The 24437-nt window shown below is 71.8% G+C and carries 19 protein-coding genes; 2 read left to right on the top strand and 17 right to left on the bottom strand.

Annotated elements, in window-relative coordinates; genetic code table 11:
• The first annotated feature begins 971 nt into the window (after positions 1–971).
• On the top strand, positions 972–1802 hold the full coding sequence (locus ACGF4F_RS01585) for a polysaccharide deacetylase family protein (RefSeq protein WP_357435637.1): 831 nt from the start codon (positions 972–974) through the stop codon (positions 1800–1802).
• 37 nt (positions 1803–1839) lie between these two features.
• Here ACGF4F_RS01585 and ACGF4F_RS01590 read toward each other — a convergent pair whose 3' ends face one another.
• Positions 1840–2529: a methyltransferase gene (locus ACGF4F_RS01590; protein WP_393073782.1), complete on the bottom strand. Its 690-nt coding sequence runs from the start codon at positions 2527–2529 to the stop codon at positions 1840–1842.
• Positions 2526–3137, bottom strand: a complete 612-nt coding sequence (locus tag ACGF4F_RS01595; RefSeq protein WP_357435633.1) for an XRE family transcriptional regulator — start codon at positions 3135–3137, stop codon at positions 2526–2528. Before ACGF4F_RS01595 ends, ACGF4F_RS01590 begins: the two co-directional genes overlap by 4 nt.
• Positions 3138–3216: 79 nt before the next feature.
• On the opposite strand from ACGF4F_RS01595, the gene ACGF4F_RS01600 reads away from it, so the two are divergent.
• Positions 3217–4236, top strand: coding sequence for an NAD(P)/FAD-dependent oxidoreductase (locus tag ACGF4F_RS01600; protein WP_357435632.1), 1020 nt, complete (start codon positions 3217–3219; stop codon positions 4234–4236).
• A 42-nt stretch (positions 4237–4278) separates the two neighbouring features.
• Here ACGF4F_RS01600 and ACGF4F_RS01605 read toward each other — a convergent pair whose 3' ends face one another.
• From ACGF4F_RS01605 to ACGF4F_RS01675, 15 genes are all read right to left on the bottom strand, one after another.
• Positions 4279–4491, bottom strand: a complete 213-nt coding sequence (locus tag ACGF4F_RS01605) for a hypothetical protein (RefSeq protein WP_357435630.1) — start codon at positions 4489–4491, stop codon at positions 4279–4281.
• Positions 4488–4826, bottom strand: a complete 339-nt coding sequence (locus ACGF4F_RS01610) for a hypothetical protein (RefSeq protein ID WP_357435629.1) — start codon at positions 4824–4826, stop codon at positions 4488–4490. Before ACGF4F_RS01610 ends, ACGF4F_RS01605 begins: the two co-directional genes overlap by 4 nt.
• 104 nt (positions 4827–4930) lie before the next feature.
• The gene (locus tag ACGF4F_RS01615; protein ID WP_393073786.1) at positions 4931–6772 is read right to left on the bottom strand and encodes a hypothetical protein; all 1842 of its coding nucleotides are present in this window, start codon (positions 6770–6772) and stop codon (positions 4931–4933) included.
• The gene (locus tag ACGF4F_RS01620) at positions 6769–8112 is read right to left on the bottom strand and encodes a lipopolysaccharide biosynthesis protein (RefSeq protein WP_393073789.1); all 1344 of its coding nucleotides are present in this window, start codon (positions 8110–8112) and stop codon (positions 6769–6771) included. The genes ACGF4F_RS01615 and ACGF4F_RS01620 overlap by 4 nt, the downstream gene beginning before the upstream one ends.
• Before the next feature lie 41 nt (positions 8113–8153).
• Positions 8154–8969: a polysaccharide deacetylase family protein gene (locus ACGF4F_RS01625; protein ID WP_357435625.1), complete on the bottom strand. Its 816-nt coding sequence runs from the start codon at positions 8967–8969 to the stop codon at positions 8154–8156.
• Positions 8966–11329, bottom strand: a complete 2364-nt coding sequence (locus ACGF4F_RS01630; RefSeq protein ID WP_393073793.1) for a glycosyltransferase — start codon at positions 11327–11329, stop codon at positions 8966–8968. Before ACGF4F_RS01630 ends, ACGF4F_RS01625 begins: the two co-directional genes overlap by 4 nt.
• Positions 11274–12317 (bottom strand): phosphotransferase family protein, encoded by a 1044-nt coding sequence (locus tag ACGF4F_RS01635; RefSeq protein WP_393073796.1) that lies wholly within the window; start codon positions 12315–12317, stop codon positions 11274–11276. Before ACGF4F_RS01635 ends, ACGF4F_RS01630 begins: the two co-directional genes overlap by 56 nt.
• Complete coding sequence (locus tag ACGF4F_RS01640) at positions 12314–13633, bottom strand: hypothetical protein (RefSeq protein WP_357435619.1); 1320 nt, start codon at positions 13631–13633, stop codon at positions 12314–12316. The genes ACGF4F_RS01635 and ACGF4F_RS01640 overlap by 4 nt, the downstream gene beginning before the upstream one ends.
• Complete coding sequence (locus tag ACGF4F_RS01645) at positions 13630–14679, bottom strand: GNAT family N-acetyltransferase (RefSeq protein WP_357435617.1); 1050 nt, start codon at positions 14677–14679, stop codon at positions 13630–13632. The genes ACGF4F_RS01640 and ACGF4F_RS01645 overlap by 4 nt, the downstream gene beginning before the upstream one ends.
• Before the next feature lie 62 nt (positions 14680–14741).
• The gene (locus tag ACGF4F_RS01650; protein ID WP_357435616.1) at positions 14742–16061 is read right to left on the bottom strand and encodes a hypothetical protein; all 1320 of its coding nucleotides are present in this window, start codon (positions 16059–16061) and stop codon (positions 14742–14744) included.
• Positions 16058–16990, bottom strand: coding sequence for a glycosyltransferase family 2 protein (locus ACGF4F_RS01655; protein WP_357435614.1), 933 nt, complete (start codon positions 16988–16990; stop codon positions 16058–16060). The genes ACGF4F_RS01650 and ACGF4F_RS01655 overlap by 4 nt, the downstream gene beginning before the upstream one ends.
• Positions 16991–17796: 806 nt before the next feature.
• Positions 17797–19101 carry a M14 family zinc carboxypeptidase gene (locus ACGF4F_RS01660; RefSeq protein WP_357435612.1) on the bottom strand — a complete coding sequence of 435 codons (1305 nt, stop codon included), beginning with the start codon at positions 19099–19101 and terminating at the stop codon, positions 17797–17799.
• A gap of 259 nt (positions 19102–19360) precedes the next feature.
• Positions 19361–20593: an SLC13 family permease gene (locus tag ACGF4F_RS01665; RefSeq protein WP_393073801.1), complete on the bottom strand. Its 1233-nt coding sequence runs from the start codon at positions 20591–20593 to the stop codon at positions 19361–19363.
• A gap of 49 nt (positions 20594–20642) precedes the next feature.
• A complete protein-coding gene (locus ACGF4F_RS01670; RefSeq protein WP_393073804.1) occupies positions 20643–21875 on the bottom strand; it encodes a lectin in 1233 nt (410 codons plus the stop codon).
• Between the two features lie 408 nt (positions 21876–22283).
• Positions 22284–24245, bottom strand: a complete 1962-nt coding sequence (locus tag ACGF4F_RS01675; RefSeq protein WP_357435607.1) for a M14 family zinc carboxypeptidase — start codon at positions 24243–24245, stop codon at positions 22284–22286.
• Between the last annotated feature and the right edge of the window lie 192 nt (positions 24246–24437).

Genomic DNA, 24437 nt, shown 5'->3' on the forward strand with positions numbered 1-24437 from the left:
ATCCATCAAGCGATGACCGCCTATATCTTGCGGGCGGGTGGAGAGTCCGTCAAGGACTTGACGGACATCGATTGAACTTGCCGGATGAATGTCGGACGCTCGGGTGGAATGCCCGAAAGATTGGTTGTGCGGCAAAGATGCTCATCGATGTACTCGATAACGGTCAATATGGGCGCATTGGGGTCGGGTGCGCGTATCCCGATCGTCGGGATCATCGGTCTGACCTGCTGTTTCGTGTGCTCCGAGGTCGGCTCGGCGTCGGCGGGCGCGGCGGGGCGTGTCGCCGGGGCGCTGCGCCGCGCCGAGGTCGGTCGTTGGGTTTCCGGACGGTCGATGGTCGGCAGTCCCGGATGAATCAGCGTGGAGCGTGAAGGATCGGGAGGTGTCGAACGCTGCGCGTGGAGGGATTCGATCGGCTGCCGATTTCTTTTCTTCGGCGGCGGTACCTGGCGCCTCGACCCGGGCTGGGCCGATGGTGCGGAAAACGGTTTCAGGAGCCTGGGAATTTTGGTCGGCGAACGCGGCTGGCTGGTGTTTCGTCCCGACCGGACGCAATCACGACCGCCGGCGGCGGCGGAACCTGCGAACTGCTGCCGGGCGGCGAAGTCGCGCCGTCGTGCGCACGAGGTCGACCTGTGCCCGGCTGCGGCGTGTGCACCTGCGCGGCGGACCAGCCCCCGGCTGCGTCCACTGGCGAATATCGTCCGGCCCGACCGATCCGGGTTCGGTGTCGAGAAGGGGCTCAAGGTCGGGTCGTGCCCGGACTCCGGCCAGAGTCGCATTCGTATTTCGCCTCGCCGGCCGTGCTCACGTAGCTGGGTGCCGAAATTCCAGGAATGAGGTGATTTTGTTCGTATAAGCGACCCGGGATTGTTTGGCGGCTAACGTGGCGACTGTCGGATCGGGAGAGAGAGGGCGACAGTGACCAGCCATGACATGCCTGCGGCGGCAGACAGCCGAAGGACAACCTGATGCGCCGGTCTCCGGCGCTGCGCGCCGCCGTCCTGACCCTGGTGCTGGCGGTGCTGGTCGGCGGCGTCTATCTGATCAGCCGGTCCCTGCTGCCGCACGCGTCATCGTCGGCCGAAGCGCCGTCCGCCACCGAATCGCCCGTTCCCACCGGTGTCCAGCTGACCACCGGCACGGCGCAGGTGGCGCTGACCTTCAATGACGGGCCCGATCCCACCTGGACACCGCTCGTCCTGAAGACACTGCGCCAGTACCACGTCAAGGCGACGTTCTGCCTGCTGGGCAAGAACGCGGCGGCGTATCCGGCACTCGTGCGGGCCATCGTGGCCGACGGTCACACCTTGTGCAACCACACCTGGAACGAGGATCTCGACCTCGGCAGCCGGCCACGTCTGGACATTGAGGGCAATCTGCTCCGGACCAGCCAGGCCATCCACGCCGCCGCACCGCAGGCCCCGATCAAGTACTTCCGGCAGCCGGGCGGGAACTGGACCCCACAGCTTGTCGACGTCGCCGAGGACCTGGGCATGACCGGTCTGCACTGGGCGGTGGACCCCCGCGACTGGGAGGAACCGGCAGCAGCCGCCATCATCGCCACCGTCACAGAGGGCACCAGGGCCGGCTCCATCGTGCTCCTGCACGACGGCGGCGGCGACCGGCAGAACACCGCCACCGCCCTCGCGACGTTCCTGCCCGACCTGCTGAGCCGCTTCCAGCTCGAGGCGTTGCCCGTCGACGCACCTGGGGCCGGCCAGTCCAGGTTGCCGTCACCATCTCGGCAACCAGGCGGGCGACCGCAGGGTGCCGCCGCCGGATCAGCCAAGGGCAGCTGACCGCCACCCGGCTACCCCGTGCGGCAGCGGGGTCTGGCTATGGGGTGACCAGCTCCGCCGGGCGTCGCCAGATGGCCTCCCACTGCGTCCACTGCCCGGTGCCGGGGGTGTCCCGCTCGGTGCGCTGCGGCCGGGCCGGAAGTACCGGTGTCCACCCCGCGAAGAGCTGGTCCAGCTCCGCCGCACTGAAGAAGTGGATGTCCAGCCCGCGCTTCGGCCCCGCCGTGTAGCGCACGGTGAATCCGCCGTCGGGTGCCCGCTCGACCACGTCGTGCGCCGGCCACACGTCCGTGCCGACCGCGTTGACGCGTACGCAGATCAAACCGCCCGCGGCGACCCGCCGCTGTGCCGCGCGGACCTGCCGGTGTGCCTGCCCGCGGTCGCCGTGCTGGAAGACCTGGATGCCGATCACCAACGGCCAGGTCGCCCCGGGCGGCAACGAGTCCAGGTCGCCGTGGCGCAGCCGCCCGGCCCGGTCCGGTCGCCGGTCGGCGAGCTGGCACACCGCCTCGGCGGAGATGTCCAGGCCGAGCAGGTCGAGCCCGCCGTCCACCAACGGCAGCAGATTGCGGCCGTTGCCGCAGCCGACGTAGAGCCCGTCGGTCGCGCCCTTTCGACGGGCGGCGGCCAGGATGTCGGCGACGAACGCGACCGGCGGTTCGTCCTGGTACCTGCCGCGCCGGTACTCCTCGTCCCAGGCCTGGGCGGCGGACCGGGTTGCGCTCATCCGGCAACTCGGTCGGAGCGCGGGGAGCCGGTGGTGGGGCGGGCACGCAGGTGCAGGCGTTCGCCCTGCCGGCCGAAGAGGCTGAGGAACTCGACCGGTTCGGCGTCGGCGGCTCCGAACCAGTGCGGTACGCGGGTGTCGAACTCGGCCGCCTCGCCGGGGGAGAGCACCAGGTCGTGGTCGCCGAGGACGAGCCGCAGCCGCCCGTTGAGGACGTAGAGCCATTCGTAGCCCTCGTGGGTCTGCGGGTCGGGTTCGTTCCGCCGGCCGTTGGCGGGGATCACCAGCTTGTACGCCTGGATGCCGCCGGCCCGGCGGGTCAGCGGCAGCATGGTCATGCCGTGGCGGGTGACCGGGCGCAGGTGGATGCGCGGGTCTCCGGTGGGCGGGGCGCCGACGAGTTCGTCGAGCGTGACGTCGTGGGCCCGGGCCAGGGGGAGCAGGAGTTCCAGGGTGGGCCGGCGGGTGCCGGACTCCAGCCGGGACAGGGTGCTCACCGAGATGCCGGTGGCGGCCGACAGTTCGGCGAGCGTGGTGTCGCGCTGCCGCCGCAGCGCGCGCAGCCGGGGGCCGACCGCGTCGAGCGCCTGGTCGAGGTCATCGTCCATGCCATCAGCTTGCCATAACAGCAACAAAGCTTGCCACTTTCGCAGGCGGCCCGGATGGTTGCCCTGGGAGGTGGTCAGGATGACCGAGCAGCTCAGGGAGAGCTATGACGTGGTGGTGATCGGCGGGGGTGCCGCGGGGTTGAGCGGGGCGCTGATGCTGGCCCGGGCACGCCGATCGGTACTGGTGATCGACTCGGGTGCCCCGCGCAACGCCCCGGCCGACGGGGTGCACGGGCTGCTGGCCCGCGACGGGATGTCCCCGGCCGAGCTGCTGGAGCGCGGCCGGGCGGAGGTCCGTGACTACGGCGGCCAGGTGGTGCCCGGCGAGGTCGGCGCCGCGACGCGCGCGGACGACGGGTTCGGGGTGGCGCTGACCGACGGCCGGGCCGTCCGGGCGCGCCGGTTGCTGGTGGCCACCGGGCTGGTGGACGAGCTGCCGGAGCTGCCGGGACTGCGGGCCCGGTGGGGCCGGGACGTGATCCACTGCCCGTACTGCCACGGCTGGGAGGTCCGGGACCGGGCGATCGGGGTGCTGGCCACCGGGCCGCTGTCGGTGCACCAGGCGTTGCTGTTCCGCCAGTGGAGCGCCGATGTCACGTTCTTCCCCCACACCATGCCGCCGCCCACGGATGAGCAGGCGGAGCAGTTGGCCGCCCGCGGCGTCCGTGTGGTGGCCGGCGAGGTGGCGTCCCTGGAGGTCATCCAGGACCGTCTCGTGGGCGTGCGCCTCGGCGACGGCCGGCTGGTCCACCGCGACGCCCTGGTGGTCGCGCCGCGGATGGTGGCCCGGGCCGGGTTCCTGGCGGCGCTCGGGCTGCGGCCGGCGGCGCACCCCGCCGGGGTCGGGGAGCACATCCCGGCCGACGCGACCGGCCGTACCGAGGTGTCCGGAGTGTGGGTCGCGGGCAACGTCACCGACCCGGCCGCCCAGGTCGGCGCCGCCGCTGCGGCCGGCGCGGGCGCGGGCGCCCAGATCAACGCCGATCTGGTGGCCGAGGAGACCCGGCAGGCGGTCGCCGCCCACCGGGATCCGTTCTCGGCCCGGTCCGAGGCACGGATCACCGAGCTGGTGGCGGGCGACCGCCGCCACGGCCTGTGAAGGCGCGACGGGCGGGGGTGAGCTGGGCTGCACCGGCCACGGTCAGCTCAGCTCAGCGAACCGCTGCAGGATAATGACGACGAACGCGACGAGCAGCGGTGCGGCCACCATGTCGAGGGTCCGGAGGACCTCCAGCCGCGCCGGTCGCGCGGCGAGCTGCGCCACGATTCGGGCGATGAGCGCCACCACGAGCAGGGTGAGCACGGTCACCTGGACGGGCCCGGAACGTGCCACGCTGAGGACGATGTCAGTCATGCCGGCTCCATCCGTCGCCTCCGGTGGTGGTGCAGCACGTCCCGGGCCAGCTCGATCAGGGCGGCCAGCGACGCGATTACGGTGAGGGTGACGATCCCGAGCAGCGGCGACCACAGGTGCAGCTGGAGCATCCCCTGCGCGACCAGGACGCCGAGGGCGAGGCTGAGCGCGACGCCGACGACGAACCGGGTGAGGCCGTCCGGGATCCGGATCAGCCTCGCGCAGGCCAGCCCCGGCGCCACGGCGAGGTAGGCGAGGACGCTGACGGTCCGCAGGATGCCCGGCACGTCCCAGAGGACGAGGGCGAGCACGGCGTCACCGGCGACCAGCGTCACCAACGCTGACCACGGGACACCCGACGGGAGGTCCGTCAGCGAGGGCGGGGCCGGCTGGCTCGGAGAACCTGGACTGGCATCGATGCCGGGATCGGCGATCTGGGTCACCGGCCGCCCCCTTCGCTGCTGCCGAGGACGTAGACCCTCGCCTCGGGATTCTGGTAGACGAGCCGGAACCGTCCTGAGTCGACGACCTGGCGTTCCAGGTCCTCGCCCCAGCCTCGCGGCTTGCCCAGGAACGACTGCGCGAAAACGAACTGGCCCTTCGTCATGACCAGGTAGGCGCCCTTCGGGTTGGCCCGCATCTCCTCCTCGATGGCGGGCACCGTTGTCGGCCCGAGATCCTGGCCGAGGGGTCGGTACTGGTACCGTTCGACGCCCTTCGCCCGCCAGGGGACGTTCGAGGTCACCGAGACGAACGTGGCGTCCGCCGGGGCGTGCGCGTAGAGCCATTCCACGGCCCGGTGGTCACCCGGGCGGACCTGCTCGAAGGCGTCGTTGCCGTATCGGGCGACGAAGAACGCGCCGATGAGGACGGCGCTCAGCGCGCCCGCCGCGAGGGCCGCGGGGACGCGACGCCGCGCCGGCCACGCCGGGACCAGCAGCGCGGCCAGCAGGATCGCCATGAACGGCAGGGCGAAGGCGTATACCCGGAGGAAGATCTCCCCGCCGTAGCTCTGCATCCCCAGCAGGAGGAACGGTGCACCGGAGAGCGCCAGCAGGCCCAGGACAGCCTGGCCCCGGCGCATTCGTCGCCACGCGCCGATGGCCGCCAGCCCCCAGACCGCCATCGCGAGAAGGACCCGCAGCAGCACCACCATCTGGTGCCCCGCGTCGCCGCGTACCCGTTGGACCGCCCCGTCGTTGATGGTGCCGCCGACATTGCCGAAGGAGCCGAACATGTCGTCCAGGTGCCCCACCCAGTACGCGACGGCGCCGTAGCTGATGTAGGCAATCAGCATGACGGCCAGCAGGACCGGCAGCGTACGGAGCGTGCAACGGCGGACCAGCACCAGCGCACCGACACTGACCACGATCGCGATCGGGGTGAGCTGGTGGCTCACCGTGCTGGCCGCGAAGATCACGAGGACCACCGCGACCAGCCCGACCAGCGACGCCGGGCTGGCCCGATCGCCCCCCGGTTCGAGCAGCAGCGGCCGCGGCGGGATCCGGAGCAGGCGTCGCAGCAACGCCGTCGGGCTCCGCCAGGTCCGCTCGCCCTGCCGGCTGTCGTGCGGGACCGGGCGGAACCAGCGGAGCAGCACCATCAGCAGGACCAGGTAGAAGAGGTAGTTCATCGCCTGGGGGCCGAAGTAGTCCTGCCCCACCCAGTTGGCGGGGAAGAACAGCCAGAGGGCGAGCCACGCCGTCCGCGCGTCCGTCGACAGCAACCGGGCGAGCCGGAACACCGCGACGCCGTAGAGCAGGTTGAACACCACCGGCGCCCAGGCGAGCAGCGGCATGGCGTCCGGCAGCCCGCCCAGCCGCGTCGCCATGGCCGTCAGCGCGAAGAATCCGGGCCAGCTGAAGCGGGCGTCCATCTCCGGCAGGGTCTCCCCGGTACGGGCGATGTAGTCGGCGAAGCCGACGTGCAGCCAACCCGAGATCACCCGCGGCAGGGGCTCGATGATCGGCGCCGCGCCGAAGAGCAGGATGACGAGCACCACCACGTGCGCGGCGAGCAGGGCATCGGAAGCCGGGCGGGGGCGGAAGACGCCGCGGAGGAAGCTCGCGGTCAGCAGCGCCAGTGCGACGTACAGTTCGGGGCGGAGCGCGGTGACCAGGCCGAGCGACCCGATGTCGGCGGCGTCCCCCCGCTGCAGGGCCCAGACCCCGAGCGCGAGCGCCACCGTCGGTGCAGCCCACTCGGCACCGGCGAGCAGGCCGTGTCGGATCCGCCGGCCGGCTGAGGCCGGGGCGGCCAGCAGGGCCGCGGCGCCGCTCACGACGCGGCCCGCAGCAGCCGCACCAGCGACGGCAGCACGGCCGCCGCCACCACGAGCTGTCCGGCGAGATAGGCGACGCCGACCCCGGCGACCCCGATCTCCGCCATCGCGACCACCGCCAGCGAGACGACCAGGACACTCGTGGATGCGTGCACGGCGATGATGCGCCCCACCCGGCGCTGCACCCGCGACGCCGCGACGAAGACGGTCAGCAGCAACTTGGGCAGCACCGCGACGGCGAAGAGCCGCAGGGTGTCCGAGCCGGGCTCGGCGTAGTCGCTGCCGAACAGGGCCAGCAGCAGCGGCGCCGACGCGCAGAGCAGGACGACCGCCGGTACGAAGAGGAGCAGGCCCCGGCGCAGCACCTGCCGCGCGTACGCCGCGAGCCGCGATTCGTCGGCGGCGGCCTCCACGGTCAGCGAGGTGCCGAAGTGGTACGCCACCAGCTCCAGCGAGCCGCCGAGCAGCCAGGCCACGTAGAAGACGCCGTTGGCCTCCGCGCCCAACCGGGCGGTCACGAGCAGCGGCAGAGCATTCGTACCGGCCTGCATGAACAGGTATCCGACGTAGTCCAGCGCCACGAACCGGGCGAGACCCCGACGGCCCGGCAGCGCCGCTTCGGTGCGCAGTGCCCGCTGTCGGGGCAGCAGCCGGCGGAAGACCAGCATGTTGACGGGGATGAGCGCCGCGACGACCGCCAGGTTCCACGAGACGAAGATGCCCAGGCTCGGCACGACGCCGGCGAACAGCACCAGCAGCCCGATCTTGGCGAGCCCGAAGGCGGTGTTCTCGATCGGGACCCAGACGACACCGCGCAGGGCGGTCAGCACGCTGTCCTGCAGGGTGAAGACGCCCCAGCAGGCGACGGCGACGGCGAACGCCACGGCGAACAGGGGGGTGCGGTGCAGGAAATCGAGCCGGTCGGTGACCAGGGGAGCGAGCAGCAGGAAACCGCCGCTCAGGGCGAGCGCCGCGAGACAGGTGACCGCGTACGCGTACCCGACGAGCCGGCCGCTCTGCCCCGCCGCGGCCGGCAGGAAGCGGGCGAGGGCCCCGTTCAGGTTGAGCTGGGCGAGGTTGCTGAGAAACGTCATTGTGGACACCGTCGCCGCCCCGATGCCGAGCTCGGTCGGCGAGTAGAGGCGCGCGGCGAGAGCCCAGTACGCGATGCCGAGCAGCGAGCTCACCACCGTGTTGAGCATCAGCGCGTAGACGTTGCCGTTCAGCGGGTCGCGCAGGTGCTGCCGCAGGCGTAACGCGATCGGCGCGGCGACGATGCTGCCACCGGGAGCCGTGCGGCCGACCGGCGCGTCCGCGGTCCCGGCACGTTGGGCGCTCACGACGCCATCCCTCCTCCCGTTCCTGGTGCTCTCCGCTGCCGTCACGAGGTCGGCTGGTGCAGTCGGGGACGCGCCGTGTGCACCAGGTGGCGCGCCCGTCGGTACGCGCGCCAACCCCGGGTGCGCAGCCGCTCGCCGCGCCAGGCCAGCGGCCAGCCGGTGCCGTGCAGCAGGGCTCCGATTCCGGCGACGCCGGTGTCCCGCTCGATCAGCACCCGGGCGATGGCGAAGACGTCGTCATCCGGGTGGCTCAGGGCGTTCTTGACTGCGCAGGCGGAGGAGTAGCCGGCGGCGCGCACCGCGCTCCGGACGGCACTGCTGTGGTAGCCGTACGGATAGGCGAACGACCGGACCGACGTCCCCGTACCGTCCTCCAGCACCTGCCGACTCCCCGCGATCTCCTGGTGCAGCTCGGTCGGGCGTAGACAGTCGAGCGCGGGGTGGCTCCGGCTGTGCGACCCGATCTCCACCCCGTGAGCGTGCAGTTCGCGGAGCTGGTCCCAGTCGAGTGACGGATCCCGGTCCGGTGCCGGCGCCGTGCCCACCCGCGCGGCGATGACGTACGCGGTGGCGGTGAGCCGGTGCCGGCGCAGCACCGGCAGTGCGGTGTCGGCGAGGTCGGGGAAGCCGTCGTCGAAGGTGATCAGCACTGGTCGCGGCGGCAGCGGAGCCAGCCCGCGCAGCACGGCCGCGTAGCCGCTCACCGTCATCGGCGTACGCCCTCGTTCCCGGATCAGCGCCATCTGCTCGTCGAAGTCGCCCGGTGACACCGACCAGCGCAGCGTGCTGTCTCGGGGTACGTCGCCGATGCTGTGGTAGCAGAGGACGGGGACGACCGTCTTCGGTTGACGGTTCACCTGCGGCTCCTTCCTGATCGGGCCGCGGCGGCGGCGTAGTAGACCGGCCCGAGCGCCAGCCCGCAGAGCTCGAGAACGGTCAGCGAGGCGGGATAGCCCTCCTGCTTCCGGTTGTTCTTCGCCGACCCCGGCCGCAGGGCGTAGGCGATGCCGCGGGGTAGCCGCCGCAGCAGCTCGCGTCGGGCGGTGGGGTCGCTCGTCAGGCACTTCGTCAGTACGGTGCCGAGGCCGACCCCGTACTGGTACATGGTCCGGCGCAGCGCCCGCAGCTCACGTCGGTGCGTGTGCCAGGTGATGGCGCCCGGCTCGTAGGTCAGCGCGTGTCCGGCGAGCACCGTACGCAGCAGCAGGTCGATGTCCTCCCCGCTGCGCAGCCGCGGATCGAAGGCGCCCAACCGGCGCAGGGCATCGGTGCGGAACGCCATGTTGGCGCCGGAGCCGTACGATCCGGGCAGGTACGGGTGGAGCGAGCGCGGTGGCAGGTCGACGCGGCGTGCGTCTCCCGCATCGAGCGTGGTGACCCCGGACCGGTCGAACCTCCGCCGCTGGCAGCCCTTGCCGTAACCGCCGTACTGCTCCAGCCAGATCTGTGCCGGCGTGTCGAGTTCCCGGGCGAGGATGTGACCGGTCACCCCGACCACGTCGTCGTCGGTGAAGCCGTCGACGAGGTTGCGCAGCCACCCTCGGTCGATGACGAGGTCATCGTCGGCGAAGGCCACGATCTCGCCCCGCGCCTCGGCCAGCCCCCGGTTACGGGCCTGCGCGACGCCGGGTCGCCGTTCACTCGTGTAGCGGAATCGCGGATCGGCGGCGGAGCGGCTGGCGATGGTCCGCGCCGTGTCGCTCACCTGCGGCGCGTTGTCCACCACGACGATCTCGAAGTGGGGGTAGTCGAGCGCGGCGAGCGAGTCCAGGGTGGATTCGAAGAGCGGCGTGCGTCCACACGTCGGCAGGATCACGGTGACGAACGGGGCGTGCGCCGCCGCAGGCCGGCGGGACGGACACGACCCGGTGCCGACGGTTTCTCCGACCGGGCGGGTGTCGAGCCGGTCGAGCGTGGGCAGGCCGTCGTGGTGCAGGTGCCCGTCGATCGCCGTGGCGAGGCGGTCCCGGATCGTGGCGGTGAGCGCCGGCGCGGTCAGCCCGCCGGCCGGCAGCGCGACGTCCACCAGCCCGAGCGGCTCCCCGTGCAGCCGGACCAGTACCTGCGCCGCGGCGTACCGGGCGCCGTCCGGGCCGCCCGTGTCGGGGATGTCGGGCACGCCCTCGGAGAGCTCGACGGCGAGCACCCGTACCGGCGCCGGGCCCGCCCGCCGGGGGTCCGGCTTGCCGACCGCCTGCGAGGCGCGCATGGCCTGGGCCGAGACATAGCCTGCGGCGGTCACCAGTAGGCCGGCGACGATCGCGCCGGATCGCAGCAGGCCGGCGCGGTCGCCGGCGCGGACCTGGCGCAGCCCGCGGCGCACCCCGGCGGGCAGGGTGTGGCGGGTGTACGTGCGCTCGGTGGCGAGCCCGGCGTCGCTACCGACCAGCCGGGCGACGACCGCTTTGGACCGTCCCTCGGAGAAGCAGCGCTGGCGGAAGTAGCGCCACGTCGTCCGATCGACGGTCACCCGGTGCCGGACCCGGGCCGCGGGCTCGTAGAGCACCACGCCGTCCGGTTCGAGCTGCCGGATCCGGATGCAGAGCTCCGTCTCCTCGCAGCCGACCGGTGTCCGGCCGACCCGGCCGAGCGCCGGGTCGAAGCCGGCGGTGCGGTTCAGCACCGACCGGCGGAAGGACATGTTGCAGCCGATGACGTTCCGCACGGGGGTGACCTCGGTGGGCTGGCCGGTGAAGCTGCACCCGACCACCCAGTCGAACTCGGGGGGCAGCCAGCGCGGCCGCTTCTCCTCCCACGCCGGTACGGCGTGGCCGCCGACCGCGAGCACCTGCTGGTCCCGGTAGTGCGGCAGCAGCCGGGCCAGCCAGTCGGGCTCCGCCTCCGCGTCGTCGTCGAGGAAGGCGACGATCTCGCCGGTCGCCCGGGCCACCCCGGTGTTGCGGGCCGCCGACAGGCCGCGCGGGCCGGCGTTCGGCACGACGGTCAGCTCGGGGAACGTGGCGCACACCCGCTCCAGCAGCGCCGGGTTGTGGTCGACGACCACGACGACCTGGTCCGCCGGTACGTCCTGCGCCAGCACCGAGTGGACCGCCCGGACGATCTGAGGCCACCGCCGCTCGGTGTAGACGCAGACGACCACGGTCACGGTCGGGGCCGAGCCGAGCCGGGCCGGTGCCGCCGGATCGAGGACGGCGACCGGCTCAGACGTTGGCGAGGACGCGTTCGACGTTTCCGCGGATCCAGCGTGGATCGTCATGGTCACCTTCCGAATCGATGAAGAGCAGGATGTGGCGTAGCCAGTAGAGGAGCAGGGCCGGTCGGGGCGGGATGCCGTCCAGCCATGCGGCCGCCTCGTCGGCGGGGACGTCGAGCGCCCGGTCGATCCCATGCCGTAGCGCCTGGACGACGATCTCGCCGAGTTCGTCGCCGTGGGCCAGCCGGCGGGCGAGGACGTGCAGGTGCAGCAGGTCGTGCAGGGGGAGTTGGTGTGCCGCGGCCCGGTCCCAGTCGACAATCCCGGTCACCTGGCCGTCCGGTGAGGTGGCCAGCAGGTTGCCGGGCCAGAAGTCGCCGTGGATCCAGGAGGTGTGCACGGTGCGGCCGACGAGGGCGACGACGAGTTCCTCGCGTAGTCGCCAGACCGTGTCCAGGAACCGGCCACGGCGCGGGTGGGTGGCGGCGAACTCCCTCAGCCGCCGGAGCGGGACGTCCACCCACTCCTCCAGGGCGGCCCGGTCGAGCAGGGTCCGTTCGCGGGTGCGCTGGTGAAGGTCGTGGATGACCCGGCCGGCGGAGGCGAGCAGCGCGGCCCGCCGGCTACGCCGCAGCATCATCCCGCTCGCCGGAGCGCCGCGCAGCGCCCCTTCCACGCAGTAGTAGCGCCCGTCGACCTCACCCCGCGCCACGCAGTACGGCAGGAGCGAGCGCAGGCCGGGCAGGCGTGGGTTCGTCCACAGCAGGTCGAGCACGTCGGCCTGGCGCCGCAGCCCCTCGGCGGCCTGATGCGTCCAGGGCACCTTGACCATGTAGCGTTCGCCCGCCCCGCGGCTGCCAACCGTGGCCACGGCGACGGACGTGCTGGTGAAGGCGACGGACTCGGTCCGCCACCGGGTATCGTCGGTGGTGGTGGCCCGGGCGACCAGGCGGGGTGCGACGGTGGCGGTCCAGCTCCGTTCGGGCCGGTGCAGCCAGCAGGCGAGCCGGTCCCGCAGGACCGGCTGCGCCCACTGTACGGCGCCCCTCACCGGGCCGTCCGCTCGACGTAGTGCCGCCAGATCCGGCCGAGCGCGTCGGCGAGCACCAGCTCCGGCGCCCGGTCGGCGTCGACCCGCTCCAGGTGCGGAACTCGCCGGCGCAGCCGCCGGTACTGCTCGCGTTCCCGCTCGAGGTGCTCGGGGTCGTACTCCCCGGAGCGGCGGTGCATGACCGGCCCCGGGACGTCCAGCAGCAGCACCACGTCGGGTGCCGGGCAGAGTCGGCTCAGCAACTGGAAGTACGGTCGCTTGAGCCAGACCAGCGGCCCGCGCGGCGGCAGCAGGGCGTCGTAGACGTAGCGGTCGAAGACCACCAGCCGGCCCAGCGCCCGGTGGCGGACCGCCGCCAGGTAGCGGCGCCACACGGTGAACGGGCGTAGCAGGATGCGTATGCCCTGTTCAGCGGTGCTGCGCGGCGCCTCGTTCGACGGCCAGAGCCCCATGTAGACGCGGCGGACCGGAAAGTAGAACGTCGACTCGATCGCCTGGGCCAGGGTGGACTTCCCCGATCCGTCGGGACCGATCAGGGCAACGCCGGCACCCCGACGGCTCCACGCCTGCAACGGCCGCTCGACGGAGTGCAGGGCGGTCGAGCCGACGAGGCGGCGGGCCGCGCTGGCCGGGTGGGCCCGCCACCAGGTGCTGAGCAGTCGCCGACGGACGGCCGGCAGCGCCGCCGGGCAATCGACCCGCCAGTAGGCCAGCAGCATCCGGGCCGCCCGGTCCGGCAGCGCCCGGGCGAGTGGACCGTCGAGCGTGGCGTGGCCCGCCAGTTGTCGAAGACGACGCAGGTGGTGCTCGGCGAACCTGCCCTTGTCGAGCACGCAGTGCAGCAGCAGCGCCCAGAACTCGTCTCCGGGCGCGAGTACCCACCCGTCGGCCTGGCGTGCCCGACGGCCCAGGCACTGGTCGGCGGCCCGGGTGCGCACCTCGAAGTGCCGGCCGTAGGCGAGCTCCGTCACCAGGTCGAGTTCGACCCACGATCCGGTGGCCGCGTCGAGCCCGAGGAAGAACCGGTGACTGGCCCGGCCGTGACTGGCCAGGCGGATCAGCCCGTGGGCCGTGATGACGGCCACGGCCCGCGCGAGATCGGCCGGCGCGACCAGGAGGTCCAGGTCCCCGGGGGCGACGAGCGCCTCCGGACCGCCGCGGAGCAGGCACCAGCGCACGCCGGCCTCGTCGAGGCCGGCCAGCACCGACCGGGCGAGCCCGGGCGCGGCCGTCGCCGCCTCCACCCGCCGTCGCGGTTCCGGATGCCCCGCCACCGCCGTCGGCGGGCCCGGCAAGCCAGGCGGTGTACGGATCATGCACTACTCCGTACCGGCCGGAGGGCCAGGATCCGCCGTACGCCGCCCCGGGCGCGCTCGACCAGCGGGGTGATCGGCAGCCGCTCGATCCGGTAGCAGGCGTAGTCCTGGCTGACAGCGCCGAAGCGGCTCTTGAACAGCTCCAACGAGGACACCCGCGCCGAGTCGCCCATGTTGTAGACCGTGCATCCGGCCTCGACCGCGTCCGCGATCGCCGTCTTGTGCAGCAGGTAGTTGGCGTAGACGGGGCCGGCGAACTGCTCCAGCATCGCGCCGCGCCAGTACATCGCCGTCGTCGCGGCGAACAGCACGACGATCGCGGCGACCGGTCGTCCCTCGTGGTGGGCGGCGTATATCCGGCACCGGGACCCGAGCATCTCCGCGACGGTGCGCAGTTTCCGGTGCGGCTCCCGTCGGGCGGCCAACCGCCGGGCGAGCGGGAGCGGGAGCCGATCCCGCCGCGCCCAGCGGTCGACGGACTCGCCGTAGAGCTGATGGAAGACCGGGACCAGGCGGCCCGTGTCGTCGCACTCGACGACGACGCCGGCCCGCTCCGCGCGGCGGATCCGGTTGCGGGTGTCGCTGCGGAACCGCTTGCGCCAGACCTCGTCGAAGCCGCCGTCGAGGAAGACCGTCTGCGTCATCCGCTTCTCGCGCAGCACGCTCGCCGGCACCACGGCCTCCCACGTCCCGGCCGCCGCCGGGTCGGGGCGGACCAGGGTGCTCAGCACGTGCCGCCGTGCCAGGTCGGCGACCACCATCCGGACGTCCTCCGGGCGGAGATCGCCGTCCTCGCAGACCAGCCCGCCCGGTCCCCAGCCGACGGGGAGTCCGAAGTCGGTCGCGAGGATCGGACCGAGCCCCGTTCGTCGGACCAGCGGCAGGATGAGACGCCTGCCGTCGACGGTCTCGTAGAGCCGCGACACGTCCTCGTAGCCTTTGACTCTGCACACGCAGCGGAGCCAGGTCGGCGTCTGGCTGGGCAGGGCGTTCGGCGCGGAGGCGAGCACCTGCTCCCACACGTCGGCCGGGGCCGGACTGGTCACGCGCAGCGGCCGCGGGTCGCCAGGTGCCGGCCCGAGGCGGGGCTCGAGGGTGGTCCCGGCGCTCACGACGAGCCCAGCGGGAGGTCGGCGTGCCAGTAGCGCTGGGTGACGTCGTTGCTGGCCAGGATCACCATGCCGGTGGCGCTGGTGACGCTCTGCTTGGTGCTCGTCACATTGTTCATGTTGGGCGAGAGGGCGTCCCTGATGACCGGGGTGCCGCGGCCGTCGGGGAAGTTGATGCTGCCCATTGGGGAGCTCTTCATGAAGATCGTTCCCGGGTAACCCGTGTAGGGGCACCCGCTGTCCGGCGCGGTCATGAAGACGTACAGCATCTGATGTTCGGAGTCGAGTAGCAGGACCGGCCGGGTGTGGCAGTCCTTGATCCGCCCGACCTTGTAGCTGGACCAGTCGTGGGTCGACGGGTCCAGGGCGAGGAGCATGATCAAGGGCGCCGAGCTCGTGGCGCCGGCGTCGTCGAGGCTGGTCTTGATGACCGCGAAGACCCGTCCGGCGGCGTCGGCCTCGAGCGCCTTGAGGTTGATGTGGTCGTCAGCGCTGTTCGGACCCTGGACCGCCGTACGCGTGACGTCCCAGGTGGAGCGCGACGCGCCGTCGACGCGCTCGGCGAAGTAGACCGCGGACTTCACCTGGTTGCTCCACATCACGCCGATCCGGGAGCCCCCGAAGCTCACCAACGACGAGATGTCGTCGCTGTCCAGGTTGCTGGCGGCGGTGACCGGAAGCACGAACGGGGTGCCCCAGACCGCGTCCCCGCCCGTCGTGTTGTTCACGTAGACCTTCGAACCCTGTGTCCAGGTCGCCCAGAGCACGCCCGTCGAGTCCTTGTCGATGGTCAGGGCCTCGCTGGAGTAGTTGCTGATCTGTGCCGGGAAGCCGGTGTCGCGGGTGTAGGTCTTCGTCGCGGCGTTGTAGCTGAACCGGTAGAGCCGGGCCGGGTTGCCGGCGGTCGCGTCCGCGGACGAACTGGCCCGGACGTGCGAGGAGATGTAGAGCCGGGTGCCGTCCCACAGCGCGTCGGAACGGGTTTTCGGCCGGTTGTCGACGACGGTTCCGGTGTCGATCCACTGCTGGGTGGAGCGGTTCAGCCGGAAGATGTGGTGGGTCTGGCTGCCGGTGTGGAAGAGCACCGCCCACCAGGCGCCGTCGTTCCACCACAGTTTGCTCTCCGGCTTCTCACCGGTCGCCGCCGAGCCGTCGCCCGAGGTGGACGGACCGACGTAGCCGATGTCACCGGCGGCCGCCCTGGCCGGTGTGGCGAGCCCGCCGGGCAGGGGCGCGGCGCCGACCAGCACGCCCAGCAGCAGGGCGAGGGCGAAGCCGCCGCGCGCCACCCGGACACGCCGGAGGGAATGCGTCCTCATCGGGGCACCTCGCTCAGGGTCGGGCTGGTCGACTCGGCGGGCGGGGGCTGCCACCGTTGCAGCACGCGGTGGTCGATCGGGTCCACCACCGGTCGAGGGCGCCGTACGAACCGCTCCCGGAGCAGGGTCCGGAGCACCCGCTGACCGTCCCGGAAGGTGCGCAGGTTGGAGATGCCGCAGCGGCGGGGGAGTTCGTTGCTCGGCACCTCGGCGATACGCAGGTTCGCCTTCAGCGCGTGGACCACGAGCTCGGTCTCGATCTCGAAACCGTGCGCGGTCAGGGCGAGCGCCGGCAGGCAGGCGCGGCGGAATGACACGAAGCCGTAGCAGAGGTCGGTGAAGTGGACGAGGAAGAAGCTGTTCGTCAGTCGCACCAGCACCTGGTTGCCGCTCCGGCGCAGCGCAGTCAGGTCGGTCGATCCGCCGCCGGTCAGGAAGCGCGAGCCCTTGACGAAGTCGTAGCCGTTCATGAGCGGGGTGACGTAGCGGTGGATCTCGCGGGGATCCATGCTGCCGTCGGCGTCGATCATCACGATCAGGTCGCCGGTGGCCGCGGCGAACGCCACCCGGGCCGCGTCACCCTTCCCGCGACAGTTCTGCGTCAGCACCACGATGTCCGGCCGGATGGCGCGGGCGACCTCGACCGTACGGTCCGACGAGTGCCCGTCGACGAGGACCACCTCGTCGACGATCGGCGGCATGCGCTCGAGCACCCACGCGATGTTCTTCTCCTCGTTGAGCGTCGGGATGACCACGCTCACGGTCTGCCGCTCGGGACCAGCGTCGACCGCTCCGGCCTCGTCCGCGGGCCGTTCCCGCATCCGCAGGATGCTCAGTGCCCGGTCACCCTGCCCGGACGATGCGGTGAGCGGTGGTTCCTCGGTCAGCTGACTGGGGACGTGCGTGTCGATGTCCCGGTTCAAGGTCACCGGATCCCCTCCCTGACGGACGCCGTGCGGCCGGTCCGCCGTGCAAAGCCGGCCTCCCCCGCGCTGCCGCCGGCGGCGGCAGTCCACGTACCTTTCATCAGCTCTTTCCCCCGTCATTTGCGGGCACAATCCACCCTTTTGTGCCTGATGTCCGAATTGTCCTGATTCGGCCCGGTTTGGGCCGAGGTGAATTGGAGGAAAAGCTAACACGACGCAAAGGGGAACACGCCGGAACTATGTGATGGATCAGGTCGATTCTGCACAACGCGTCAGGAGGGCTGTCCGCCCGGCCGACCCGTTCGGACAGTCGGCTGATGTCCGCTCATGTTGTTGCCGACACGAGCCGCGGTCGTGCACGCGAGGCTGCCAACGAGAATGCTGTGCGATGCGACACCCGTGAAGGTGTCGGCGGCGCTGAGCCCGCGAGCGGGCGGGCGGCTGCTGGTCAACGACGTGCTGAGTGGGCAGTCGGCGCCCACCGCCAGCTTGAACTGTCCTGAATGCTGCCGCTCTGACCTGCGGTTTTACATTTTTCTGCCCAGCCGCGCTGAAGGTGTCCTTCGATTCGAGCACGCGCGGCCAGCATTCAATGGCATTCGATATTGCCTGGTGAGGCCCTATTCCCTGGGCGGCGAGGTAATGGGCTTGCGGCGGTGGCAGCCCTTCTCGGCAGCGTGCCGAGCGGCGGGACCGGGTGGGGCTGCGGGATCCCGCCGAGGGTCGGCGACCCGCTGCCGTTCTTGTCCAGCGCGTGCCGGCCGGCTACGACGGAGGTCGGAGCCGGCCGGCACCGCGTCCAGCGGGTGTTACTTCAGGTCCTTCTTGTGGAAGTTGCGGGTGCACTGCTGCAGGTCGACCGTGACCGTCTGGCCCAGGTCGACGTTCACGGGCGTCCGCTGCAGGACCGTGCCGTCCGGTCGCTCGCACGTCAGGATCCACGGCTCGGTGTGGAATCCGGTCTGGTTCGGGTGCACGCCGTCGGCCTGATACGGCGGCACCGGCCGGTACGACGGGTTGACCGACCAGTGGAACTTGCCGTTCGGCTGGGTGATGTCCAGGTCGGACGTCAGCGTCGTGGGGAACCCGCTCGGTCGCGTCGTACCGTCCGGCTGCGGGTAGGGCTGGGTGTACATGTCGAAGGACTTGCTGATCCGCAGCACCGCGTCCTTGGGTGCCTTGCCTTCGATGACCGCGTGCTGTGCCGGGTCGGCGGTGTTCTCCAACGCCTCGAACATGGCGAGGCGGTGGGCCGGGTAGGTGTCCGTCACCTGGGTCTGGAAGGTCCGCGGGACGCCGCGGTCGGGGCAGGTCTCGGCCGTGAAGGCCAGCCCCCGCGTCGCGAAGTAGGCCCAGTCGATCGCCTCACCGGTGGTCTCGTAGTCGTGGGCGGAGTCGCGCGGGATGTAGTTCGCGCCGTAGCGCTTGGCCATCCTGGTCGCCAGATCCTCGTACCGCGCCACGTCCTGGGTCGGCCCGACCGCCAGCTGCAGGGGCGGGTAGAGGACCACCTGGATGCACGTGTGCTGGGTGACGAAGGTGGTGGCCTGTCGGGTGGACAGCAGCCACTCGATGTTCCTCGCCTCCGGCTCGGACCACGGCGCCGCGCCGCCCGTCGAGATCGGCAGCCAGCCGAACCCGTAGTTGCGGTTCATGTCGACGTTGGTGTCGGTCTGCCGGCGGTTGCGTACGAACCCGTCCACGTTGACGACCGGCACGACCACGAGCCGGGCGCGGTCCAGCAGGGCGGACACGTAGGGATCGCCGGCGGACGCGGCGTTCACCAGGTCGACCGCGTACTCCATGACGAGTTCCCCGCTGGGCCACTCGTTGCCGTGGTGCATCCCGACCGTGACGAAGACGGGCTTGCCGTCGTTGGCCTGCACGTTCCGGGTGATCTCGAGGCCGCGGACCAGCCGGCCCGACGAGGTCGGGTACGGAAGCGTCAGCGGCTTGACCAGATCGGCGTGCTCACGCGCCAACGTCTCCATGTCGCGCTCGTAGTCGGCCAACGTCCGGTAGGTGGTGTTGCCGCTCGGCAGCCCCGACTCGACCGTGGCGGCGGCCGCGGGTGCCGCGAGGCCGGTGATGGCGAGGCAGGCAGCGGCTGCCATCGACAGTCCTGCGCGCCAGGGGAGGCGGCTATGTCTGCTGATCCACATTCGATTCATCCCTTTGCTGTCGTTGCATGGACAGGAGCGGGCGAGCGAGAGCGGCTCACCTCCGTCCTTTCGGTGGCCGTGCTCGGTGCCGCGGCCCGGATTCCTGTCACGAGGGCAAGATCAAGCGACCGTATCGATACCCGTAACGGCTGGTCAAGGGTGTGCGGGCGGCGACCTGCCGTCCCGGCCGGTCGGCTCCGGTGATCGCCGGTCAGCCGGTCGGGGCGATCAGCAGGGCGGCGACGGTGGCGGTGGTGGCCAGCGCGGCGAGCGCGGCGCTGGTGGCCACGAACCGGCCCAGCGGGACGGCCACCCCGGCGGCCCGGCAGCGCTCGTACCAGATCAGGGTGGCCAGCGAGGCCCACGGGGTGGCCAGCGGGCCGACGTTGGTGCCCACCAGCAGGGCCAGCAGCTGGGTGTGGTGGTCGGCGGCGATGACCGCCTCACCGGCCACGTACGCGGGCAGGTTGTTGACCACGTTGGCGAAGAGCGCGCCGACGCCGCCGGCCCGCAACGCGCCCTCGGCGCCCGGGTCGCCGCCGATCAGCGCCCCCATGACGGTGTCCAGGCCGTGCCGTCCGATGGTCTGCACCACCAGGAACAGCCCGGTGACGAAGACCAGCAGCCGCCAGGGGACGAGGTGGAACGTCAGGCTGCGCCGGGCGCGTACGGCGAAGCCGGCGAACAGGATCGCCGCGGCCACCCCGGACGCGAGTCCGATCGCTACCCCGGCGAGGATCCCGGCGACGAACAGCAGGCACGCGCCCAGCGCGGTGCGGTACAGCACCGGGTCGGGCGGCACGTGCGGCGGCGGTGGGGTGAACGGATCGGCAGCGGCCCGCGCCGGCCGCCAGTACCACCACCAGAGCAGCAACATGGTGATCGCGATGGCGACCAGCTGCGGCCACCACATCCGGGCCGCCCACGGCACCGGCGCCAGCCCGATCCGGTCGCTGGCCAGGATGTTGGTCAGATTGGACACCGGCAGCAGCAGGCTTGCCGTGTTGGCCAGCCAGACCGTGGTCATCGCCAGCGGCGTCGGCGGCACGCCGAGCTTGCGGGCCAGGGCGATCATCACCGGGGTGAGCAGGACGGCGGTGGTGTCCAGGTTGAACGCGATGGTGGTGACCGAGGCGAAGCCGACGCAGAGCCAGAACAGGGCCCGGTAGCTGCCCCGTGCGGTGATCGCCACCCGGGCGGCGAGCGTGTCGAAGACCCCGGCCACCGCGGTCAGCTCGGCCAGCACTACCACGGTGCCGAGGAAGATCAGGATGGGGAGGATCCGGTGTACGGTGGCCTCGGCGTCCGCATGGGGGAGCAGTCCGGTGAGGACGCAGAGGACGCCGCCGGCGGCGAGCCCGATCGCGATCCAGTCCAGCACGTGCAGCCGGCCCCAGCGGGACCGGTCCGGTGCGGCGGACGGCGGGTCGCCGACGGTCTCCACGACCAGTGATCCTCGCAGAGTCGCCGGGCCAGGCCCGGTCCGGCTCCGCTCAGCGTCGCCACTTCTGGTTGGCCCCACCCGTGCAGGCCCAGATCTGCAGCGGAGTGCCGTCGGCGGAGCTGACCCCGGTGGCGTCCAGGCACTTGTTCGACTGGGGGTTGACGATGTCCCCGGCGGAGCTGAACACCCACCGCTGCGCGCCGGTGCCGTTGCAGTCGTAGAGCTGCACCCGGGCGCCGTTGGCGGTCGACCCGCCGGCGACGTCGAGGCACTTGCCCAGGGCGCGTACCGAGCCGTCGGCGTTCCAGGTCCAGCGCTGGGCGGCGGTGCCGTTGCAGGTCCAGAGCTGGACGGCGGTGCCGTTGGCGGAGTTCGCGCCGGCGACGTCCACGCACTTGTTGCCGTAGCCGATGATCGGGCCGCCGGTGCCGCCGCCGCTGTCCCAGGCCTGGACTCGGACGTAGTCGACGACCATCGTCTGCGGGAAGACGGTGCTGCCGTCCGGGTAGCCGGGCCAGTTGCCGCCGACCGCCACGTTCATGATCATGAAGAACGGGTGGTCGAAGACCCACCGGTTGCCGCCCGCGTCCACCGGGGTCTTCCGGGAGTACGCCACGCCGTCGAGGTACCACGTGATGGAGTCGGGCGCCCAGTCGACGGTGTAGGTGTGGAAGGCGTCGGCGAGCGCCTGGCCGCCGGGCAGCGAGGTCTGGCCGGTCAGCGCGTTGCCGGCGGAGTAGCCCGGCCCGTGCAGGCTGCCGTGCACGGTCGACGGCTCGCGCCCGATGTTCTCCATGATGTCGATCTCGCCGTTGTTCGGCCATGGGTTGGTGGCGATGTCGTTGCCCAGCATCCAGAACGCGGGCCAGATCCCCTGCCCCCGGGGGATCTTGATCCGCGCCTCGAACCGGCCGTACGTCTGGGTGAACGTGGCGGCGGTGAGCAGCCGGGCCGAGGTGTACTGGCAGCTGCCGTACCAGCACGAGTAGCCGGCCGGATTCTCCCGGCGGGCGGTGATCACCAGGTTCCCGTTGCCGTCGAGGGCGGCGTTGCGGGTGCTCGAGGTGTAGTACTGCAGCTCGCTGTTGCCCCAGCCGCCGCCGCCGATGTCGTAGCGCCACTTGCTGGCGTCCGGCGGCGCGCCGGCCGCCCCGTTGAACTCGTCGGACCAGGTGATCGCGCCGGGTGCCGCCGCGGCGGGTGCGCTCGTGGTCGCCGTGAGGGCGACCGTGAGGCCCGCGACGGCGAGGGCGACGGCGGCGACGGTGCGGATGCTGCGCACGGATGCCTCCCCTCGGTCGGTCAGCTGTGGCCGGGTCGGCCGGCCGAACAGTTAACAAACCTATAAATAGACATCGTTAAACCTATGAATGAAGGGGGGAAGTGTCAAGAGAGCGCTCCCCAGGGCGGTTCCGGAACCTGTCCGACATATTGACGCCAGACGAAGCGATTTGGAAGGATCCCGCTCCGGGACACGCACGGCGTCAGCGCCGGTGACGCGACCACCGGCCTCGTTCGGCCCGGGCCCGCGCACCGACCAGGCGCGGGACCGGCTGGTACCGGTCGCCGCGGACCGATCGCCGGTACGGTGGCGGCCGACTGGCCCGGGGGCGCCCACCCGGCGGCTGCGCCCGCCTGCGTCCCGGTCGGACCGCCCGCCGTCGTCACCGACGAAGGTGGCTCGCCCGGGTCAGAGCGCGAGCCGCCAACCGGTGAGGGTGCCGGTGTCGGTGACCGCGGCGTCGTACACCTTCAGCTGCCAGGTGCCGTTGGCGACCTCGCCGGACAGATCGACCGGGAAGGTCTGGTCGATGTTGTCCGCGCTCCCGCCCACCCGGTCCCGGAGCACGTACTCGCTGCCGTCCGGCGCGATCAGGGTCAGCATCAGGTCACCGACGTACGGGTGGGTCACGTGCACCTCGACGCTGCTGGCCGCGCCGGCGTTGCCGGGGCAGGTGCCGATCGTGATCGGGCTCTGCACCGGGGTCAGGTCGGGAATCGCCACGTCCGTGTCGTTGCTGCCCGTGCAGCCGGCCCGCCCGTCGACCCCGAGACCGTAGGAGGTCGACCGGGTGACGCCGGTGCCGGTGCCGGTGACGGTCACCGCGTAGCTCGCCGGCAGGGTGCCGGCCGGCACGGTGACGGTCATGGTCGCCGAGCCGCCGGAGGCCACCGTGGGCGGGAGGAAGACCGCGCTCGCCCCCGCCGGCAGGCCGCTGGCGCTCAGCGTGACCTGCTGCGGGTTGCCGGCCGTGGTCGTGGTGGTGACCGTGGTGGTGACCGAGCCGCCCGAGCTCACCGTGCCGCCGGCCGGGCTGGTGCTCATGGCGAAGTCGTCGGCCGCCGCGCAGTAGGTCGCCGCCTTGCCGATCGCCCGGTACGGGCAGTCGGCGTACTCGCCGAACATCAGGACAGCCTCGCGGTTGCGCGCGGTCGCGGTCGCGATGTCCGAGGCGGGCAGGTAGAAGCCGGGGTCCGGGTCGACCGGGGACAGCTCGAAGGTGTACGTGAAGATCCGCTCCTGGCCCCACAGCCAGTCGTCGACCGAGCCGTCGGTGATGTAGAGGTCGCTCGCCTGCTCCGGCGTGTACCCGTTCGTGGCCGCCATCTGCTGGCCGATGGCCTGGTACGTCGCGTACTCGTCGGCGCTCATCCCGCTCACCACCGTGGACTTGGTGTAGCCGAAGGGCCACAGCACCAGCTCACCGTACGAGTGGAAGTCGATCGCGGCTTTGATCCGCTGCTTGCCGGTGCCCGGGTCGCGCCGGCTCACCACGAAGTCGCGGACGGCAGCGGTCTCGGGCGCGGAGAAGGCCGACTTGCCGCGGTAGGTGGGCGAGGACGGCGACGTCGAGGAGCCGCCGCAGCAGCCCCACTTGTAGCCCCAGTTGCGGTTCAGGTCGGTGCCGATGGCGCTGCTGCCGGTGTTGGGCTGCCGGTTCTTGCGCCAGTCCCGGTAAACGCCGGTGGCGATGTCGTACTCGGCGCCGTCCGGATTGACCATCGGCACGATCCAGAACACCCGCCCGTCGACCAGTCGGGTGATCCGCGGGTCGGTGCCGTACTGGCCGGTGAGCAGGTCGGCGAGGTAGAGCGCCTGCTCGACGGTGAGGTGCTCGCGGGCGTGCTGGTTGGCGGTGAAGAGCACCTCCGGCTCGGCCTCGTCGGCGCCGACGTTGTCGGAGATCTTGAGCGCCACGATGTCCCGGCCCTCATAGGACTTCCCGATCACCTGCCGGCTGGCGATCGTCGGGTGGGCGGCGACGATCGCGTCCACCGCGGCCAGCGTCTCGGCATGGTCGTGGTACGCGGCGTCCGGGGCGGGGAAAGCCATCGCCGAGGCGCCCGACGTGGACACCGCCACCGTACGCAGGCCGAGGCGCTGGATGGCGCGTACCTCGGCGGGGGTGGCCGTGACGGTCAGTTCGGCGTGCTCGATGTGCTCGATCGCGGCGCCGGTGCGGGCGACCGCGTCCACGTCGGCCTTCGACTTGAGGTGGGTGACCCGGTACGGCGCGGCGTGGTCCCGGTCGGCGTGGGCACCGGCATCCACGCCCGGCCCCACGGGTGCTCCGGCCGCGGGCGCCGCCGTGGCCAGCAGCGCGACGCCGGCGAGCAGGGTGGTGCGCAGGGCACTGGTCCGTAGCGGCACGGGGCCTCCCGACGGGCTGGTGGGGCGGGGGTTGGCGCGGTGCGGCGGGCACGATCCGACCGCGAGCACAGTCTCTTCGGGCCGGCCGTATCGACGGTCTCGACCGAATGGCTTGACGCTGTGTCACCATCCCGACACAGTCGTTGTGAGCAACTTCCGCGATCGATGTGCTGTCGCCGACCAGCGCCGTCG

Origin of the sequence: Micromonospora sp. NPDC047740, assembly GCF_043204735.1 — a bacterium.
In the GTDB taxonomy this organism is placed as follows: domain Bacteria; phylum Actinomycetota; class Actinomycetes; order Mycobacteriales; family Micromonosporaceae; genus Micromonospora.

Excerpts from the sequence above, each read along its gene's own strand:
- ACGF4F_RS01585 (WP_357435637.1), top strand. The coding sequence starts at position 972 with ATGCGCCGGTCTCCGGCGCTGCGCGCCGCCGTCCTGACCCTGGTGCTG.
- ACGF4F_RS01590 (WP_393073782.1), bottom strand. The coding sequence starts at position 2,529 with ATGAGCGCAACCCGGTCCGCCGCCCAGGCCTGGGACGAGGAGTACCGG.
- ACGF4F_RS01595 (WP_357435633.1), bottom strand. The coding sequence starts at position 3,137 with ATGGACGATGACCTCGACCAGGCGCTCGACGCGGTCGGCCCCCGGCTG.
- ACGF4F_RS01600 (WP_357435632.1), top strand. The coding sequence starts at position 3,217 with ATGACCGAGCAGCTCAGGGAGAGCTATGACGTGGTGGTGATCGGCGGG.
- ACGF4F_RS01605 (WP_357435630.1), bottom strand. The coding sequence starts at position 4,491 with ATGACTGACATCGTCCTCAGCGTGGCACGTTCCGGGCCCGTCCAGGTG.
- ACGF4F_RS01630 (WP_393073793.1), bottom strand. The coding sequence starts at position 11,329 with ATGACGATCCACGCTGGATCCGCGGAAACGTCGAACGCGTCCTCGCCA.
- ACGF4F_RS01640 (WP_357435619.1), bottom strand. The coding sequence starts at position 13,633 with ATGATCCGTACACCGCCTGGCTTGCCGGGCCCGCCGACGGCGGTGGCG.
- ACGF4F_RS01650 (WP_357435616.1), bottom strand. The coding sequence starts at position 16,061 with ATGAGGACGCATTCCCTCCGGCGTGTCCGGGTGGCGCGCGGCGGCTTC.
- ACGF4F_RS01660 (WP_357435612.1), bottom strand. The coding sequence starts at position 19,101 with ATGGCAGCCGCTGCCTGCCTCGCCATCACCGGCCTCGCGGCACCCGCG.